We start from the raw sequence: 16427 nt of genomic DNA, 5'->3' as shown, positions 1-16427 counted from the left end.
CACACACCGGCCATCGTGCCCTCCCCGCCCGACCGTTGACGCCCGCAGGTCAGAGATCGAATACTGAGCCCCTTCCACCTGACAACGTTGTCTCGTGTTCCGCGAAAGAGGTCCTGCTCATGCCGCACCACCTCCCGCAGCTCCATCGCCGCAGGTTCCTCCAGGCCGTCGGCCTGACGGGTGCCATGGCCGCACTGCCCGCCCTCACCGGGACCAACCAGGCACGGGCGGCGGGCCGTTCGTCCGCTCCCCCGGACGACATCGCCGCCACCTACCACCGGGTCCTGCTCGACCACACCCGCTGGTCCGAGACCCAGTGGGACGCCGCGCTCGGCCACTACACGGCCAAGGACTTCGGATTCGCCGTCGTCCTCGGCAACGCGGTCCTGCTGACGCAGGGCACGTACGACGCCGACCGGGCCGGCATCGACCGGGACACCCTCAAGGCGCGCACCCTCGCCACCATCCGGCACTTCGCCGCGTCGAACCGGCTCACGGGCGGCACCGAATGGGGTCGCAAGCTGTTCTTCGACACCACTTTCCAGTCGTACTTCATACTCGCGACGCGCCTCCTGTGGGACGAGCTCGACGACGCGACGCGCGACCGCGTCGACACCATCACACGCGAACAGGCCGCGTACACCACGTCGTTGGGAACGGGCGACGACCCCGACTCGGGTGACTGGACACCGAACGGCCTCAAGGGCGGCCACGTCGGTGACACCAAGCTGGAGGAGATGGGTCTGTACGCGCAGACCCTCGCGCCCGCTCTGGCCTGGGCCCCCGACGACCCGCGCCACTCCGACTGGGAGTCCGGCTACGGCACGTGGTCGCGCAACGAGGCCGGGCTGCCGCCCGCCGACCTGGCCAACCCGGCGCTCGTGGACGGCGTGCGTGTCTCGCGCAACACCGCACGGAACCTGTACGACACGTTCATCGTCGAGAACCACGGATCCTTCGGCCCGCACTATCAGGAGGAGTTGTGGCGCACCTCGGGGCGGAACGCCGCGCACTTCCTGACGGCCGGGCGACCGCTGCCCGAGGTACTGGCGAAACAGCCGAACGCCCAGCCGCTGTGGCGCACGCTCCTTGGTGTCATGAGCGACGCCGGTGAGCCGTTGATGCCGATGGTGAACGACCGCGAGCACCTGTACGGCCGGGATGTCATCCCGCTCGCGTTCTTCGCACAGGTGGTCGGTGACCGTGCGGCGGCGCGCGCCGAACAGGCCCTGGCCGAGCGGCTCGAGGCGTACCAGAAGTATCCGCCGGAGCACCGCCTCGCCAAGTTCTCCGGGGAGCCGAAGTACGAGCCGGAGGCCCGCGCCGAGCTGGCCATCAGCTATCTGCTGCATGTGTGGGCGGCAGAAGAGGGCCGCGATCCGGTCCGCCCGTACTCGCAAGAGGAGCTGTTCGCCCACGCGTCCGGTGTCACGGACTTCGGCGCCGGCCCCGGCCTCGTCTCGCACCAGACACCGCACGCGTGGGCGGGCACCGTCAGCAAGCCCGGCTTCGTCAAGTTCGCCTGGCAGCCGGGGCACGACGACTGGCTGTTCAAGCTGAGCGGCGCGACCCCGATGTTCCTGCCCTCCGCCAAGGGCAAGGTCACCCACCGCGCGGTGCGGCTCTACGAGTCCCTGCGCGACGGCTTCGACGGCAGCGCGAGCGTCCTCCAACTGGACGGTGGCTACGCGGGGTTCGCGACGCTACCGACGGGCTCCGTCGTCTACGCCACGAGCGGTACCGGCGCCGGCGAGGGCCACCTGGAGATCCACAACCTCACGATGCCGGGCATGGCGGGGCTCGACGGGTCCCGCACGTACCGCTTCGAGGAGGGCAGCGCCTCCGTGCGGGCCCAGGACGGGTCGGGGTCCGCGGCGCGCGTCGACAAGGTCAATGTGTCGCGCACCTCTGTCCGGCACATCAGGATGCTCGGGGTGCGGCCCGACCCGACGTACGGGTACTCGCTGTTCGCCATGGAGGTGCGCGACGGCGCCGACGGGACGGACCTCGCGCGCGGCTCGACGGCGACCGCGTCGTCGAGCGAGACGGGCAAGGGGCCGGGACTCGCCGTCGACGGTGACCTCACGACCCGGTGGGCCGTCTCCAAGGCCGACCGTCCGCGCGCGGACAGCTGGCTCGCGGTGGACCTCGGCACACAGCACGACATCGAAGAGGTGACACTGCGCTGGGAGGCCGCCGCGGGCCGCGCCTACCGCATCCAGGGCTCGGCCGACGGCGAGGCATGGGAAGACCTCGCCACCTGGCCGGTGCCGGACGTGAGCAGCCGTGGCGGCTGGCTCGACGTCGACGGCAGGGCCGGACTCGTCGTCCGGGGTGGCAAGCATCCGCTCGCGGTGTACGGCGACACGATCGTGGCGGCCGACGGCCCGGCGGCGCCCGTCGTGGTCGAGGGCTTCGCGGGCTCGTCGGCGGACGGCTTGCGCGCGTTGGCCCGCAAGCCGTCCGCCACGACGGGCTCCGATGCGGTCCAAGTAGCGCTCACCGACGACCACTTGGCGGTCTTCAACCTGTCGGGTGCGCGGGTCACCACCACCGTCGACGTCCCGCAGTCCGGTGACCGTCGCACCGTCTTCCAGGGCGACCAGAGCGTCACCGACGACGGTGTCACCTACCGTGCGGACCTCGACGCGGCGGAGGCGGTGCTGCTCGCTCCCCGGTTCACGCTGGCTCCGCTGCCGGGCGACCGGCTGCCCGCCGGTCTGCGGGTCCGCGTGGTCGACGGCGCCACGCTTCGGCTCTCCGGCGCCTCCTGCCGGGTCCGGGTGGAGGCGCAGGGCCGCGGCGCCGTGGCCACGGTGTCCCGTGCGCGGGAGACGACGCTGCACCTCCCCGGTGCCACCGCCTTCCCGTTGGACGACCGCGCGCTCGGCCGGACCGTCTTCCCGACCAGCCCGCTGCCCGAGGGCATGTCCGACCCGGCGACGGCGGTGGACGGCGACCGCGGTACCGCGTGGCGCCCGGGTCCTGGCGGGCGTCTGGTGGTCGACCTCGGCGAAGAGGTCGCGCTCCGCAGCGTCGAGGCGGAGTGGACGGTCGGCGGGGCGCCCGCCGCCGAGGTGGAACTCAGCACCGACGGGCTCGACTACCGGGTCGCGGGCCGGCTCACCGGCAAGCGCCCGGACCGGACGCTCTCGCTCGGCTTGGCCACGGCCCGCTACGTCGCCTTCAAGGTGGCAGGCGAACGGGCCACGGATGCGCGCCTGGTCCGGTTCTCCGTGCGCTGACCTGCGTATCGCCGTACTTCGAGGGACCCGGCCGCCCACGTGCGGCCGGGTCCCTCGGCGTGCTCAAACGACGTGCGCAGCAACCCCGTTGAGCATCAGAATTCCCCGCACGACCCCTTGACCCCGCGCGGGCGGCGCCCGCACAGTGCCTGTTAATGCGCATTACCTAATACGCATTACCAACGGCGGACACCCCGAGGAGCGGCAGGCGTGGAGCAACCCAGGAAGCGGGCGAAGCCGGGGCGTGCCCCCGCTCCGGCGGGCCGGAAGTCCCGTCCCCGGCAGGCCGAGGTGGCGCGGCTCGCCGGTGTCTCGCAGGCGACCGTCTCGCTGGTCCTGAACGCCCGCCGCGACGGCAAGGGCGCGACGATCTCCGAGGAGACGCGGCAGCGGGTCCTGGACGCCGCGCGCAGTCTCGGCTACGTTCCCGACCCGGCCGCCCGCCGCCTCGCCGCCGCCCGCAACAACCTGCTCGGCGTCTTCAGCTTCACGTCGACGTTCCCGACGGATGTGCAGCACTCGTACTACCCCTTCCTGGTGGGTGTGGAGCAGGAGGCCGCCGCGCGCGGCTACGACCTGGTCCTGTTCACCGCGTCCAGCGGCGGCGGTCCGGACGCGCTCAGCCGGGTGCGGCTCGCCGACGGCTGCCTCTTCCTCGGCCGGCATGTGCCGCGCGCCGAACTGAAGCGGCTCGTCGCCGACGGCTTCCCGGTCGTGCACCTCGGGCGCAGGGAGGAGCTGGAGGGCCTCGCCTGGGTGGGTGCCGACTACGTGAGCGCGAGCCGTGAAGTGGTCGCGCATCTCGCCGACTTGGGGCATCGCCGCATCGTGCTCGTACGCGAGGACGACGACGCCCCCGCCTCCACCGACCGCCAGCAGGGCTTCCTCGACGGGCTCGACGGTGCGGGGCTCGCGGGTGGCCCCGACTCCGTGCTGCGGTGCGCCGACCCGGTGTCCGAGGTGACGGCCGAGCGGGTCAGGGAGCTGGTCGCGGAGGGTGTGACCGCGTTCGTGGCGGAGGAGACGGACACCGGGGCGGCGTGGCAGGCGCTGACCGGGGCGGTGGCGGGGGCCGGGCTCTCGTGTCCGGGGGATGTCTCCCTCGCGCTGCTCGGCAGCCCGCCGCCGGAACTGGCCGCGGGCCCGGTCCCGACCGGGTTCGACGTGCCCCGGCACGAGTTGGGCGCGGCGGCGGTACGCCTGCTGTCCGCCCAGGTGGCCGGCGAGGAGGCGGACGAGCCGTTGGTGGCCTGCGAGTTCCGGGCCGGGCTGACGGCCGGCCCGGCTCCCGTCCCCGAACCGTAGACGTACAGCAGACCCGTACAGCACATACGCACAGCGCATACGTACTGAAGGAGTCATGTGTTTCCCGAACCGGAGATCCTGATCGTCGGCGGCGGCCTCGGCGGTGTCGCCGCGGCGCTTGCCGCCTGCCGCGCGGGACGCCGTGTCGTGCTCACTGAGGAGACCGACTGGATCGGCGGCCAGTTGACCGCCCAGGCCGTGCCGCCGGACGAGCACCCGTGGGTGGAGCAGTTCGGCACGACGGCTTCGTACCGGGCGCTGCGGGAGGGCATCCGCACGTACTACCGGCAGTGGTATCCGCTGCGCGGCGAGGCGCTCGCGCTGCCCGAGTTCAATCCGGGCGCGGGCCGGGTCAGCAAGTTGTGTCACGAGCCGCGGATCGCGCTCGCCGTCCTGGAGGGCATGCTCGCGCCCCACCGGGCGAGCGGGCTGCTGACCGTTTTGACGGAGCACAAGGCGGTGTCCGCCGAGTCGGACAACGATGTCATCACCGCGGTTTCCGTGCGGGATCTGCGCACCGGCATCGTCCGCGGGTTCACCCCTCCGTATGTCATCGACGCCACCGAGACCGGCGAGCTGCTCGCCCTGGCGGATGTCGAGCACGCCAACGGGGCCGAGGCACAAGGGGAGTTCGGCGAGCCGCACGCGCCCGCCGAGGCGCAGCCGGAGAATCAGCAGGGCATCACCGTGTGCTTCGCGCTCTCGCACCACGAGGGCGAGGACCACACCATCGACCGGCCGGAGGACTACGACTTCTGGCGCTCGTACCGGCCCGACTTCTGGCCGGGCCCGTTGCTCGGCTTCGAGGCCCCCGACCCGCGCAGCCTCGAACCGGTCCCCCGCACCTTCGTGCCGAACCCGGAGCTGGACCCGCTCGCCGTGAGCGCCGACCAGAGCGCCGACGCCGGCGACAAGGAACTGTGGGGCTTCCGGCGGATCCTCGCCCGCAAGCTGCACCGGCCGGGCGCCTTCGACTCGGACATCACGCTCGTCAACTGGCCTTTGAACGACTACTGGTTGAAGCCGTACATCGGGCAGGAAGCCGAAGCGCTGCGCGAGGCGCGGCAGTTGTCGCTGTCCGTCCTGTACTGGCTGCAGACCGAGGCCCCGCGCGCCGACGGCGGCACCGGCTTTCCGGGACTGCGCCTGCGCCCGGACGTCACGGGCACCACCGACGGCCTCGCCAAGGCGCCGTACGTGCGCGAGTCCCGACGCATCAAAGCGGTGACGACGGTCGTCGAGCAGGACGTCGCCATCGACTCCCTCGGCCCGTACGGCAGGACGCGCTACCGGGACTCGGTGGGTGTCGGAAACTACCGCATCGATCTGCACCCCTCGACCGGTGGTGACAACTACATCGACGTCGGCTCGGTGCCGTTCGAGATCCCGCTGGGCGCGCTGATCCCTCGGCGTGTGCGCAATCTGCTGCCGGCCGGCAAGAACATCGGCACCACCCACATCACCAACGGCTGTTACCGGCTGCACCCGGTGGAGTGGAACATCGGCGAGGTCGCGGGCGCGCTGGCCGCGCACTGCCTGGCCGAGGATGTGTCTCCGCACCAGGTGCAGGCGGAGGACAAGCGGTTCGACGAGTTCGGGCGGCTGCTCGACCGGTCAGGCGTGCAACGCCACTGGCCCGATGTGCGCGGCTACTGACCTTCCATCCGGTACGCGAACGCACAAGGAGGTGCGTACGACATGAGCACACGAATACGCGTCGGGATCGACGTGGGCGGCACGTTCACGGACGCCGTGGCCGTCGACGCCGCGACGCTCGACCTGGTGGGCCAGGTGAAGGTGCCCACGAGCCATCATCATGAGGACGGTGTCGCGCACGGCATCGTGCAGGCGCTCGACCGGCTCCTGGCGCAGGTCGACCGCACCCCCGCCGATGTCACCTTCCTGGCACACGGCACCACGCAGGCCACGAACGCGCTCCTGGAGGGCGACGTGGCGACGGTCGGGCTCATCGGGGTCGGGACGGGCGCGGGCGCGGTGCTCACCCGGCGGCTCGCCGCGCTCGGCAAGCTGGACCTCACGCCCGGCAAGAAGCTGCCGCTGGCCTACGCGCACGTCCCGGACCCGTTCGACGCCGACGCGGTGCGGGCCGCGGTGACCCGCGTGCTGGAGGAGGGCGCCGAAGTCGTCGTCGCCACCGAGCCGTTCGGGGTCGACCGGCCCGACGGGGAGGCGGCCGTGCTCGACGCGGCGCGCTCGTCCGGCCTGCCGATGGCGGCGGCGCACGAGATCACGTCGTTGTACGGGCTGCACAAGCGGACGCGTACGGCGGTGGTGAACGCGGCGATCCTGCCGCGGATGCTGGCGACCGCGGAACTCGTCGACTCCTCGATCACCAAGGCGGGAGTGAGCGCACCGCTGATGGTGATGCGCTGCGACGGCGGTGTCATGTCGCTCGCCGAGATGCGGCGCAGGCCGCTCCTCACTGTCCTGTCGGGTCCTGCGGCCGGGGTCGCGGGCGCGCTGATGCAGGAGCGGATCAGCGAGGGTGTGTTCCTGGAGACGGGCGGCACGTCGACGGACATCAGTGTGGTGCGGCGCGGCAAGGTCGCGGTGCGGCACGCGACGATCCTCGGCAAGACGTCGTATCTGAACGCCCTTGATGTGCGCACGGTCGGGGTCGGCGGCGGGTCGATGGTGCGTCTTGGACAGGGCAAGGTGACCGGCGTCGGGCCGCGCAGTGCGCACATCGCGGGTCTGCCGTACGCGTGTTTCGCCACGCTCGACGAGCTGCGGGACGCCAAGGTCGACACGGTGGCGCCGATGGAGGGCGATCCGGACGACCATGTGGTGCTCGACGCGGCGGGCGGCCGGTTCGCGCTCACGATGACGTGTGCGGCGAACGCGCTCGGCCTGGTCCCCGAGGGTGACTTCGCGCGCTGCGACCAAGAGGTGGCACGGGCGGCTCTTGCCCCGCTGGCCGCCCGGCTCGGCACCGACGTGGCGGGGGCGGCGCGTGCCGTGCTCGACGCGGGGACCGCGCAGGTGCGGACGGTCGTGGACGCGATGGTCAAGGACTACCGGCTCGACCGTGACACCGCGGTCCTGGTCGGCGGGGGCGGCGGCGCCGCGTCCGTCACCCCGCACTTGGCGGCGACCACCGACATGGATGGCCGCATCGCCCGGCACAACGAGGTGATCAGTCCGATCGGTGTGGCCCTCGCGCTGGTGCGCGAGCAGGTCGAGCGGATCGTGCCCGGCGCCACGCAGGAGCAGATCCTCGCCGTGCGCGCCGAGGCCGAGCGGGCGGTCGTCGCGCAGGGCGCGGCGGCCGACGGCGTCGAGGTCGAGGTGACGGTCGACCCGCAGACCAGTACCGTGCGGGCCGTCGCCACCGGCGCCACCGAACTGCGCACGCAGGACCGGGCGCACCGGGCCGACGACACGGAGCGGCTGAATGCCGCCGCCACCAGCCTCAAGACCCAGCAGGCACAGGTCGACGTGCTGGCGGGCACCGACGCGTACACCGTGTACGGCACCGAGGTGCGGCGCAGGCTCCGGGCCACGCGGCGTCCTGTGCGGGTGGTGGACGCGGACGGTGTCGTGCGGCTCGGGGCGCCGGACGCGCGGGTGGAGAAGACGACCGTGGGCGCGGCCGGCGAGGCGCTCGCGGCGCTTGTGCGGGACGCCACCTCGTACGGGGACGGCGGGATGCGGGCGCCCGCGGTACGGCTGCTCATCGGCGGCCGGATCGCCGATCTGTCGGGGGTGCTGGAACCCGAGGCGCTGCTGGCCCTGGCGCGCAGCGAGTTGCGGGCGCGCGCGGCCGACGAGCCGGTGGTGGCGGTCGTGGAGTCCCGCGCATGAGTGGCGGCGCCGACCGGGATCACGACCTGGACCTGGCGGTACGACTGCTCGCCGGCACCCCGACGCACGAGGGCCGCGATCCGCTCCTGCTGCGTCAATGGGCGCTCGCCGCCGAGGAGTTCGGGGCGCGCCTGTCCCCCGACGCGATGACCGCGCGGATCGTCGAGCGCGACGGCGGCCTCACCGAAGGGCTGCTTGCCCGCTTCCGGTCGAGGCCCGCGCAGATCGAGCTGTACGTCGACACCATCGACCGCGCCGAACGGCTCGTCGACGAGCGGGGCTGGCGCGGCTGGTACCCGGAGGGCTCGGTGCGGGCGGCGGCGCTCGCCCACGAGCGGGCCCACGAACATCTCCACCACGCGCGCGTGCGGGCCGAGTTCAAGCGGGCGCTCGGCCACACGGCGCTGCGGCTCGGGCGGCGGCGCCTGTTCGCGCATGTCGCGGGCGCCGACGAGCTGGCCGCGCACGCCTACGCGCGCGTCGCCTGCGGCCTGGGCCGCAGCCCGCTGCTGCTCACGGAGGCGCTCGCCGCCGCCGTGGCACATCCCGCCAGAGCCGCACACACCGACAGAGCCGTGCGTCCCGACAGAAGCGAGAAGTGACATGGGTGTCGTCATCCTGCTCGTCATGGCGGCCGGAGTCGCCGCCATGCTGAGCCGCAAACTCCCCACCGCGTTCGCCCTCGTGCTGCTCGCCGTGGTGATCGCATTCCTCGCGGGCGCCCCGCTGACCGGCAAGAACAGCGTCCTGGACACGGTCCTCCAAGAAGGTGCCCCGGCGCTCGCCGCGACGATGATCGCGATCCTGCTGGGTTCGTGGCTCGGCAAGCTCCTGGAGGAGACCGGCATCGCGGGCACCCTGGTCCGCAAGATCGTCGAATTCGGCGGTGACCGGCCGGTGTTCGTGGCGCTCGGGGTGCTCGCCGTGTCGGCGCTCGTGGGCACGGTGACCGGGTCGGCGCCCGCCGCGATGCTCGCCGGGCTCATCGGGATCCCGGCGATGATCGCGGTGGGTGTCCCGAAGGTGACGGCCGCCGGGACGATCCTGATGGGGATCGCGGTGGGCATCCCGTTCGAGCTGCCGGTGTGGCAGTTCTTCTCCACCGCCCTCGACCTGCCGATCCCGACGGTGCGCGGCTTCATGGTGAAACTGTTCCCGTTCGCGCTCGTGGCGGCCCTGGCGTATGTGCTGATCGAGTCGCGGCGCCGCGGCGTGGAGCACACGTGGTCGCTGCGCTCGGTGCAGAACCGGCCGCGGGCCCACGAGCGCAAGCCACTCGGCGACGCCCCGTGGTACGCGCTGCTCACCCCCGTCATCCCGCTGGTGCTCGCCCTCGGTTTCGAACTGGCCATCATTCCCTCGCTGTTGGCGGGTGTGCTGTACGCGCTGGTGACGACGACGCGGCCGCGCGACATGAACCGCCGGCTGCTGCGCACCCTGTACGGCGGTTTCGAGGTGGCCGCCCCGCCGATCACGCTGTTCGTGGCGATCGGCATCCTGCTCGCCGCGGTGAATCTGCCGGGCTCGGTGGACGCGCTCGAACCGCTCGTGAAGGCGGTCAGCCCGCAGAACGCGATCCTGTTCGTGCTGGTCTTCACCGTGCTCGTGCCGCTGTGCCTGTACCGCGGGCCGCTCAACGTGTTCGGCCTCGGCGCCGGCATCGCGGGCGTCCTCATCGCCACCGGCGTCTATCCGGCCGTCGCCGTGCTCGGCATGACCACCTCGTACAACCAGGTCTTCGGCGTCGCCGACCCCACCAGCACCCAGACCGTGTGGGCCGCCCAGTACGCGGGGGTGTCGCCGCAGCAGGTGATGGTACGGACGCTGCCGTACGTGTGGGCGGTGGCGCTCGGCGGGCTGTGCGTCACGGCCGCGAGCTACCTCTGACCTGCTTCTCTGCCCCCCTTCGACACACCCCCTTCGACACAAGGAGCGCTCATGCAACGCCGTACTTTCCTGCGCGCCACCGCCGTCACGGGCTCCGCCATGGCCCTGGGCGGGCTCCCGGCCCCCTCGGCCTCGGCCGCGCCGGGCGGGTTCCCCGACTACACCTACGTCCGCACGCTGCTCTCCCCCGCCGACCTGAAGTACAACCCGACGGGCGAGATCATCTTCCCGACCGTGCGCGGTGTCTACGACAAGCTGGCCGAGCCGCTGGGCCGTTACTACCTGTACTACGCGCCGCACGACGCGCCCGGCGGCATCTGCCTCGCGTACGGGGACTCGCTGGAGGGCCCGTTCACGGAGTACCCGGACAATCCGATCGTGTCGAACGACTGGTCGCCGCACTACTCGGTCAGCCATGTCTCCTCGCCGCATGTGCTGTGGATGCCGCGGCACCGGGAGTTCTGGCTGTACTTCCACGGCGAGAACACCACGACGCGCCTCGCCCGCTCGAAGGACGGCATCCACTTCACGTACGACAAGGTGGTCCTGTCGACGTCGATGATGCCGGCGGGCACCACCGAGACCTCGTACGCCCGGGTCTTCGCGCACGAGCTGCCGGATCGCGGCGCCCACTACGTGATGCTGTTCATGCTGAACAACACGACCAACCACCGTGACATCTGCTGGGGTTGGTCGGCCGACGGCCGCGACTGGACCTTCGACCAGACCCCGCTCGTGCGGCACTCGGACGTCGGCGCGGTCAATGTGGGCGGCCCGCACCTGCTCACGCGCGGCGGCTCCGCCTTCGTCGTCTACAACAAGGACAAGGAGAGCGGCGGCGACCTCATGATCACGGAGGTCGGCGCCGGCTTCTCGCTCCGCAAGCACCTCGGCCTCTTCTACGACTCCCACGACTCGGCCCCGGAGAACGGCCGGGCGGCCGCCCCCTCGTTCGGCACGCAGAGTGGTGTGCCGTACATGGTGTACGAGGCCGGGGAGCGGCTCGCCGGGGCGATCGCGGTGGCTCGCGGCTGACCGGGGTCAGTCGCCCGTGGCGGCGGAAGCCGGGGTGTCCTGCGGGGTCACCGCCGGTGCCGCCCTCGCCCGGCGCCACGGGCCGCGGAAGAGCAGCGACGCCGGGACGAACACGGCCATGCAGCATCCGCAGACGATGAGCCAGGCGCGCCAGCCGTGGGATTCGACGACCCGGGGCACGGCGACGAGCACCACCACGCCCATCGCCTTGGTCAGAAAGGTGAACACACCCCAGGCCGTGCCCTGCAGGCGTGCGTCGACGTCCTCGGCGTTCTCCGAGAAGTTCGCCATCCACGGCCCGTAGGCGCAGCCCATCACCCCGCCGAGGAGTGCCCCGGTGATCGCGATGTGCAGATGCGAGACGTCGCCGCGCCCGACGAGGCCCGCCAGGTACGCGGTGAGCAGCACGCTGCCCACCGTCCCGCCCACGCAGAAGGGCTTGCGCAGTTGCAGCCGGTCGGAGATCCGGCCGGACAGGACGAGGGTGAAGATGTTCAGCGTCCAGAACGCCGCCATGATCTGCGAGGCCGTCGCGGCGTCCAGTTCGAAGCTCTCCGCGAGCATCGTCTGCCCGTACACGACGAGTGTCACGTACAGCACCAGCCAGGACGCGATGCCGATCACATGGGCCCAGATGGCGCGGTGCGCGAACAGGTCGAGGGCGCGGGTGGGCTTGGTGTGGTCCGCCCGGCCGAGGGTCTCCCGCTCGGACTGCACGATGCGGGCGCGCAGTTCCGGTGAGAGGTCGGCGATGTTGAAGGCGATCACCACGGAGAGCACGAGGGACACCGCTCCCATGATGACGAACTGCGAGCGCCACGAGTCGTCGAACAGCGGCAGCGTGAGGCTGGCGACCGCGGCGGCCAGGAAGCTCGCCCCGACCGGGCCCCAGGTCCAGAAGCCGAAGGCCTGGGCCCGGCCCATCCGCGGCGAGAAGTCCCGCACCAGCGGCGCGGTGCCCGCCATGGCCATGCCGTCGACGACCGACAACACGGCTCTCACGGCCAGGAGTTGGCCGGCCGAGTGGACGGTCGTCATCAGGAAGCAGCAGCCCGCGGTGAGCATCAGCAGTGGCACGATGAGCCGCACCCGGCCCACGGTGTCGGTGAGCCGTCCGCCGACCATCGACGCGATGGCCCCGGCGACGAGCGCCGTGGCGGAGACGGCGCCGTAGGTGGTCAGGGAGATGTCGAGGTCGTCGAGGAGCAGCGGCACCACGGGCGCGATCTGACCCTCGTAGGAGGCGATGAGGACCGCGAGGACCGCCATCGACAGGATCCGCATCCGCTGTCCGGCGTCCGGGTACTGGTCGAGCTCGCAGACCCGGAAGAGCCGGATGCGCGGGCGCCGCCCGGTCACTCGCCGATCCCGCCGAGTCGGACGTGCCCCTTGATGAGGTTGCGGGCGATGGTGCGTTTCTGGATCTCGTCGGTTCCCTCGAAGATGCGCAGAAGGCGCAGTTCGCGGTACCAGCGTTCGATGGGCAGTTCCTTGGTGTAGCCCATGCCGCCGTGGATCTGCAGGACACGGTCGACGACCTGGTTGGCCATCACCGCGCCGTTGAGCTTGGCGATGGAGGAGGCGTGCCGGGCGTCGAGGCCCTGCTGCGCCCTCCAGGCCGCGTACAGGGTGAGCCACTTCGCGGCCTCGATCTCCACCTGGGAGTCGGCGATGTGCCACTGGATCGCCTGGTAGTCGGCGATGGGCCGGCCCATGGAGTGCCGCTGGCGGGCGTAGTCGACGCCCATCTGGAGCATGCGTTCGGCGGAGCCGATGGCCCGTGCGGGGATGAGGTAGCGGCCCTGGCCGATCCACTCCATGGCGAGCTGGAAGCCCTTGCCGACCTCGCCGAGTACGTTGCGGCCGGGGACGCGCACCTCGTCGAAGACGAGGGAGGCGGGGCCCCACTCGCCCATGGTCTCGATCGGTTCGGACTTCCAGCCCATGTCGCGGTCGACGAGGAAGCAGGTGACACCGCCGTCGGCGCCCTTGTCCGGGTCGGTGACCGCGAAGACCATCACGAAGTCGGCTTCATTGCCTCCGGTGATGAAGGTCTTCTCGCCGGTGATCAGCCAGTCGTCGCCGTCGCGGACGGCGCGGCTGCGGATGTTGCGGGCGTCGGAGCCCGCGCCGGGTTCGGTGATGGCGAAGCAGGAGCGGCGCTCGCCTTCGATGGTGGGCAGCAGGTACTGGCGCTTCTGCTCCTCGTCGCCCGCGTAGAGGATGTTGTCGGCGCTGCCGCCGAAGCTGAAGGGGACGAAGGTCCGGCCCATCTCCATCGCGATGATCGCGGACATGACGGCGCCGAGGTTCATCCCGCCGTACTCCTCCGGGGTGTTGACACCCCAGAAGCCCGATCTGCGGGCCTTGGCGCGGAGTTCGGCGACGACTTCGGGTTCGATGCCCCGCTGACCGGCCCGTTCGCCCCGCAGTACGTCCTGCTCCAGCGGCATCACCTCCTTGGTGATGAACGCGCGCACGGTGTCCCGGATCTGACGTTCCTCGGTGGACAGCGAGAAGTCGACCATGGAAGTGCCCCCTCAATCCCGGAACGGGAAGCCCGGGAATCCTGGAACGGGAATCTAGGAATGAGTTCAAGTTGCCCGTGGCACGGCGGTGGGTCAAGAGGTCGGAACGAGTTCAACCGGTCTTCTGGCGCGGAGAATTGGCTGATTCTAAAATTGGGTTCGGTACGACAGTGGGTGCGCGAGGGGTGACGACCGGATGACACGCAAGGCGGAGCGGATCGCGGCCAAGGACAACGCCTGGCAGTGGAGCCGCACGGAGCAGACCCGTCGGACCCTGCTGGACGCGGCCCGCGAGGTCTTCTGCGAGCAGGGGTTCACCGACACGGCGATCGTCGCGGTGGTGCGCAGGGCCGGGTCGAGCGTCGGCAGCCTCTACCACCATTTCGGCGGCAAGACGGAGCTGTTCGTCGCGCTGTGGGAGGACTACGAGAACTCCCGCGAGCGCGAGGCGGCCGAGGCGGTGGCCGCGGCACGGGCGGCGGGCGAGACGGATCCGCTGGAGCTGTTCCTCGTCGGCACCCGCAGCTTCCTGGAGGGCTGTTGGCGACGCCGTGACCTGATCGAGCTGTGGATGGACGGCGACGGGCCGCCCGGTTTCGAGCTGATGCGCCGGGCGCGCGGCCGCGAGTGGATCCGGCAGAACGCGGTGCTGCTCGAAGCGGGCAGCGAACCCGTGGACCGGCTGGTGGTCGGCGTCCTCACCTCCGTCATCGGTGAGGCGGGCCGGGAGATCGGCACGTGTGCGCGCAAGCGGGACGCCGACGCGATCTGTCACGCCACGCTCGCGCTCATCCGCAGGCTCGATCCGCTGCACATCGATCCGCTCCGCACACCCCACCCCCGTCCACACTGACGTACGCACCGGCACATGCACCGATACACGCACCAATACATGCACCAATACACGCACTCAGCCATGCACTTGAAGGGAACACACGTGGCACAGACCGAGGACGAGGCGCCCTACTTCACCCGGAGCGGGGACACGTTCGTGCCCGAGTCGCACGCGCGCGGCTGGTGGACGCCCGACACGGTGCACGGCCGGCTCCTGGGCGGGCTCGCCGCGCGGACGCTGGAGCACGAACACGCCGAGGAGGGGCTGCACTTCGCCCGGCTCACCGTCGATCTGTTCCGCACCGCGCCCTTCGCCCCGGTCGGGGTCACCACCGAGCGGGTCCGTGACGGGCGGCGGATCCGCGTGGCCGACGCCGTCGTGCACGGCGGCGACGGGCGGCCCCTGGCGCGGGCCAGCGCCGTACTGCTGCGCACCGGCACACCGCCTCCGGGACACATTCCCGCGACCGGCCCGTGGGACGCGCCGCCGGCGCAGGAACTGCTGGCCCCGCACGGGCGCACCCAGTTCCTGCGGTTCGACGAGGAGCTGCGGCCCGTACGGGAGTGGAGCGGCGATCAGCGGCGGCGGTCCTGGATCCGCGACGCCCGGCCGCTGGTGGGAGGTGAGGCCCTGTCCCCGCTCGTCCGCACCGCGCTGGCCGCCGACACCGCCAGCCCCCTCGCCCACGCGAGCGACGACGGCCTGCGCTACATCAACGCCGACTACACCCTGTCCCTGAGCCGGCTCCCGCTCAGCGACGCGATCGGCCTGGAGGCGACGGCGCACACGGCCGAGGACGGCATCGCCGTCGGGCACTGCACGCTGTACGACGCGGCGGGCCCGATCGGCTACTGCGCGACGACGGCCCTCGCGAACCCCGCGCCGAAGCGCTGACCCGCTAAAGGGCCTGCACTTCTCCGTACGACAGGGTGTCGCCGGTGGGGCGCCGTCCGTCGCGGACGGCCCGTGCGGTGGCCACGGCCGCACCGAGCGCCCGGCGGTAGAGCAGCGAGCCTAGGCTGACCCGGCGGACGCCCAGCGCCGCGAGTTCGTCGAGGGTCGGCCCGGTGGGCGCGTAGAGGATGTTCAGCGGGAGCTCGAAGCGGGAGGCGAGGTCGCGGATCCGGTCGGGTTCGGCGAGACCGGGCACGAACAGCCCGTCGGCGCCCGCCTGTTGGTACGCGGTGAGGCGCTCCTCGGTGTCCGCGTGGCCGCTGCCCAGCCAGTACGTGTCGGTGCGGGCGTTCACGAACAGCTCGGGGACGGCCGCCTTGACTGCCGCGATCTTCGCGGCATGCCGGCGGGCCGGGGTGAGGCTGCCGTCGACGCGCCCGTCCTCGATGTTGATCCCGGCGGCGCCCGCGGCGCTCAACTGGCGGGCGAGGTCGGCGACTTCCTGCGGATCGTCGCTGAATCCGCCTTCCATGTCGATGGTGAACAGGAGCGCAGTGCGCCCGAGCCGGCGGGCCAGGGCGAGGGTGGCGTCGGCGGTGACGCCCGCACCGTCCGGGAGCCCGGCCGCGGCGGCGACGCCGAGGCTGGTGGTGCCGACGGCCTCGAACCCCTCGGCAGCGAGCGCCGCGGCCGAGGCGCAGTCCCAGGCGTTCGGCAACAGCAGCAGCGGCGCGTCCTGGCAGTGCAGGCGGGCGAATGGGGTGGCCGAGGGGGTGGCCGAGGGCCGCCGGTGCGCGAGGGCCCCCGCGGCCAGGGCCATGGCGTGGTCCCGGCCGGGGCAGACGCGCGGCGGCGCCCCGAAGGCGAGCGGCG

Annotated in this window: 12 protein-coding genes; 9 read left to right on the top strand and 3 right to left on the bottom strand. The window is 71.8% G+C overall.

Annotation, left to right across the window (positions count from 1 at the left end; genetic code table 11):
* Positions 1-119: 119 nt before the first annotated feature.
* From OKJ99_RS35985 to OKJ99_RS35955, 7 genes are all read left to right on the top strand, one after another.
* Positions 120-3245, top strand: a complete 3126-nt coding sequence (locus tag OKJ99_RS35985) for a discoidin domain-containing protein (protein ID WP_326022501.1) — start codon at positions 120-122, stop codon at positions 3243-3245.
* 210 nt (positions 3246-3455) lie between these two features.
* Complete coding sequence (locus OKJ99_RS35980) at positions 3456-4550, top strand: LacI family DNA-binding transcriptional regulator (protein WP_326022500.1); 1095 nt, start codon at positions 3456-3458, stop codon at positions 4548-4550.
* Positions 4551-4607: 57 nt separating this feature from the next.
* On the top strand, positions 4608-6206 hold the full coding sequence (locus tag OKJ99_RS35975) for an FAD-dependent oxidoreductase (protein WP_326022499.1): 1599 nt from the start codon (positions 4608-4610) through the stop codon (positions 6204-6206).
* Positions 6207-6248: 42 nt separating this feature from the next.
* Positions 6249-8375 (top strand): hydantoinase/oxoprolinase family protein, encoded by a 2127-nt coding sequence (locus tag OKJ99_RS35970; protein ID WP_326022498.1) that lies wholly within the window; start codon positions 6249-6251, stop codon positions 8373-8375.
* Positions 8372-8977: a hypothetical protein gene (locus OKJ99_RS35965; RefSeq protein WP_326022497.1), complete on the top strand. Its 606-nt coding sequence runs from the start codon at positions 8372-8374 to the stop codon at positions 8975-8977. Before OKJ99_RS35970 ends, OKJ99_RS35965 begins: the two co-directional genes overlap by 4 nt.
* Position 8978: 1 nt before the next feature.
* The gene (locus tag OKJ99_RS35960; RefSeq protein WP_326022496.1) at positions 8979-10262 is read left to right on the top strand and encodes a TRAP transporter large permease; all 1284 of its coding nucleotides are present in this window, start codon (positions 8979-8981) and stop codon (positions 10260-10262) included.
* Positions 10263-10313: 51 nt separating this feature from the next.
* The gene (locus OKJ99_RS35955; protein ID WP_326022495.1) at positions 10314-11297 is read left to right on the top strand and encodes a twin-arginine translocation signal domain-containing protein; all 984 of its coding nucleotides are present in this window, start codon (positions 10314-10316) and stop codon (positions 11295-11297) included.
* A gap of 6 nt (positions 11298-11303) precedes the next feature.
* On the opposite strand, the gene OKJ99_RS35950 is transcribed toward OKJ99_RS35955, so the two are convergent.
* Together OKJ99_RS35950 and OKJ99_RS35945 are read right to left on the bottom strand one after the other, a co-directional pair.
* Complete coding sequence (locus OKJ99_RS35950; RefSeq protein ID WP_326022494.1) at positions 11304-12656, bottom strand: MFS transporter; 1353 nt, start codon at positions 12654-12656, stop codon at positions 11304-11306.
* Positions 12653-13825, bottom strand: a complete 1173-nt coding sequence (locus tag OKJ99_RS35945; RefSeq protein ID WP_326022493.1) for an acyl-CoA dehydrogenase family protein — start codon at positions 13823-13825, stop codon at positions 12653-12655. The genes OKJ99_RS35950 and OKJ99_RS35945 overlap by 4 nt, the downstream gene beginning before the upstream one ends.
* A gap of 196 nt (positions 13826-14021) precedes the next feature.
* On the opposite strand from OKJ99_RS35945, the gene OKJ99_RS35940 reads away from it, so the two are divergent.
* Together OKJ99_RS35940 and OKJ99_RS35935 are read left to right on the top strand one after the other, a co-directional pair.
* Positions 14022-14678 carry a TetR/AcrR family transcriptional regulator gene (locus OKJ99_RS35940; protein WP_326022492.1) on the top strand — a complete coding sequence of 219 codons (657 nt, stop codon included), beginning with the start codon at positions 14022-14024 and terminating at the stop codon, positions 14676-14678.
* 84 nt (positions 14679-14762) lie between these two features.
* The gene (locus OKJ99_RS35935) at positions 14763-15554 is read left to right on the top strand and encodes a thioesterase family protein (protein WP_326022491.1); all 792 of its coding nucleotides are present in this window, start codon (positions 14763-14765) and stop codon (positions 15552-15554) included.
* A 4-nt stretch (positions 15555-15558) separates the two neighbouring features.
* Here OKJ99_RS35935 and OKJ99_RS35930 read toward each other — a convergent pair.
* A partial coding sequence (locus tag OKJ99_RS35930; protein WP_326022490.1) for an isocitrate lyase/PEP mutase family protein occupies positions 15559-16427 on the bottom strand: 869 nt, incomplete at its 5' end.

Source organism: Streptomyces endophyticus (assembly GCF_035798155.1).
Classification (GTDB): domain Bacteria; phylum Actinomycetota; class Actinomycetes; order Streptomycetales; family Streptomycetaceae; genus Streptomyces; species Streptomyces endophyticus.
This window is presented reverse-complemented; position numbering and strand designations above follow the sequence as displayed.

What these genes read in the sequence shown, in the direction of transcription:
- OKJ99_RS35985 (WP_326022501.1), top strand. Translation starts at nt 120, where the DNA reads ATGCCGCACCACCTCCCGCAGCTCCATCGCCGCAGGTTCCTCCAGGCC.
- OKJ99_RS35970 (WP_326022498.1), top strand. Translation starts at nt 6,249, where the DNA reads ATGAGCACACGAATACGCGTCGGGATCGACGTGGGCGGCACGTTCACG.
- OKJ99_RS35965 (WP_326022497.1), top strand. Translation starts at nt 8,372, where the DNA reads ATGAGTGGCGGCGCCGACCGGGATCACGACCTGGACCTGGCGGTACGA.
- OKJ99_RS35960 (WP_326022496.1), top strand. Translation starts at nt 8,979, where the DNA reads ATGGGTGTCGTCATCCTGCTCGTCATGGCGGCCGGAGTCGCCGCCATG.
- OKJ99_RS35955 (WP_326022495.1), top strand. Translation starts at nt 10,314, where the DNA reads ATGCAACGCCGTACTTTCCTGCGCGCCACCGCCGTCACGGGCTCCGCC.
- OKJ99_RS35945 (WP_326022493.1), bottom strand. Translation starts at nt 13,825, where the DNA reads ATGGTCGACTTCTCGCTGTCCACCGAGGAACGTCAGATCCGGGACACC.
- OKJ99_RS35940 (WP_326022492.1), top strand. Translation starts at nt 14,022, where the DNA reads ATGACACGCAAGGCGGAGCGGATCGCGGCCAAGGACAACGCCTGGCAG.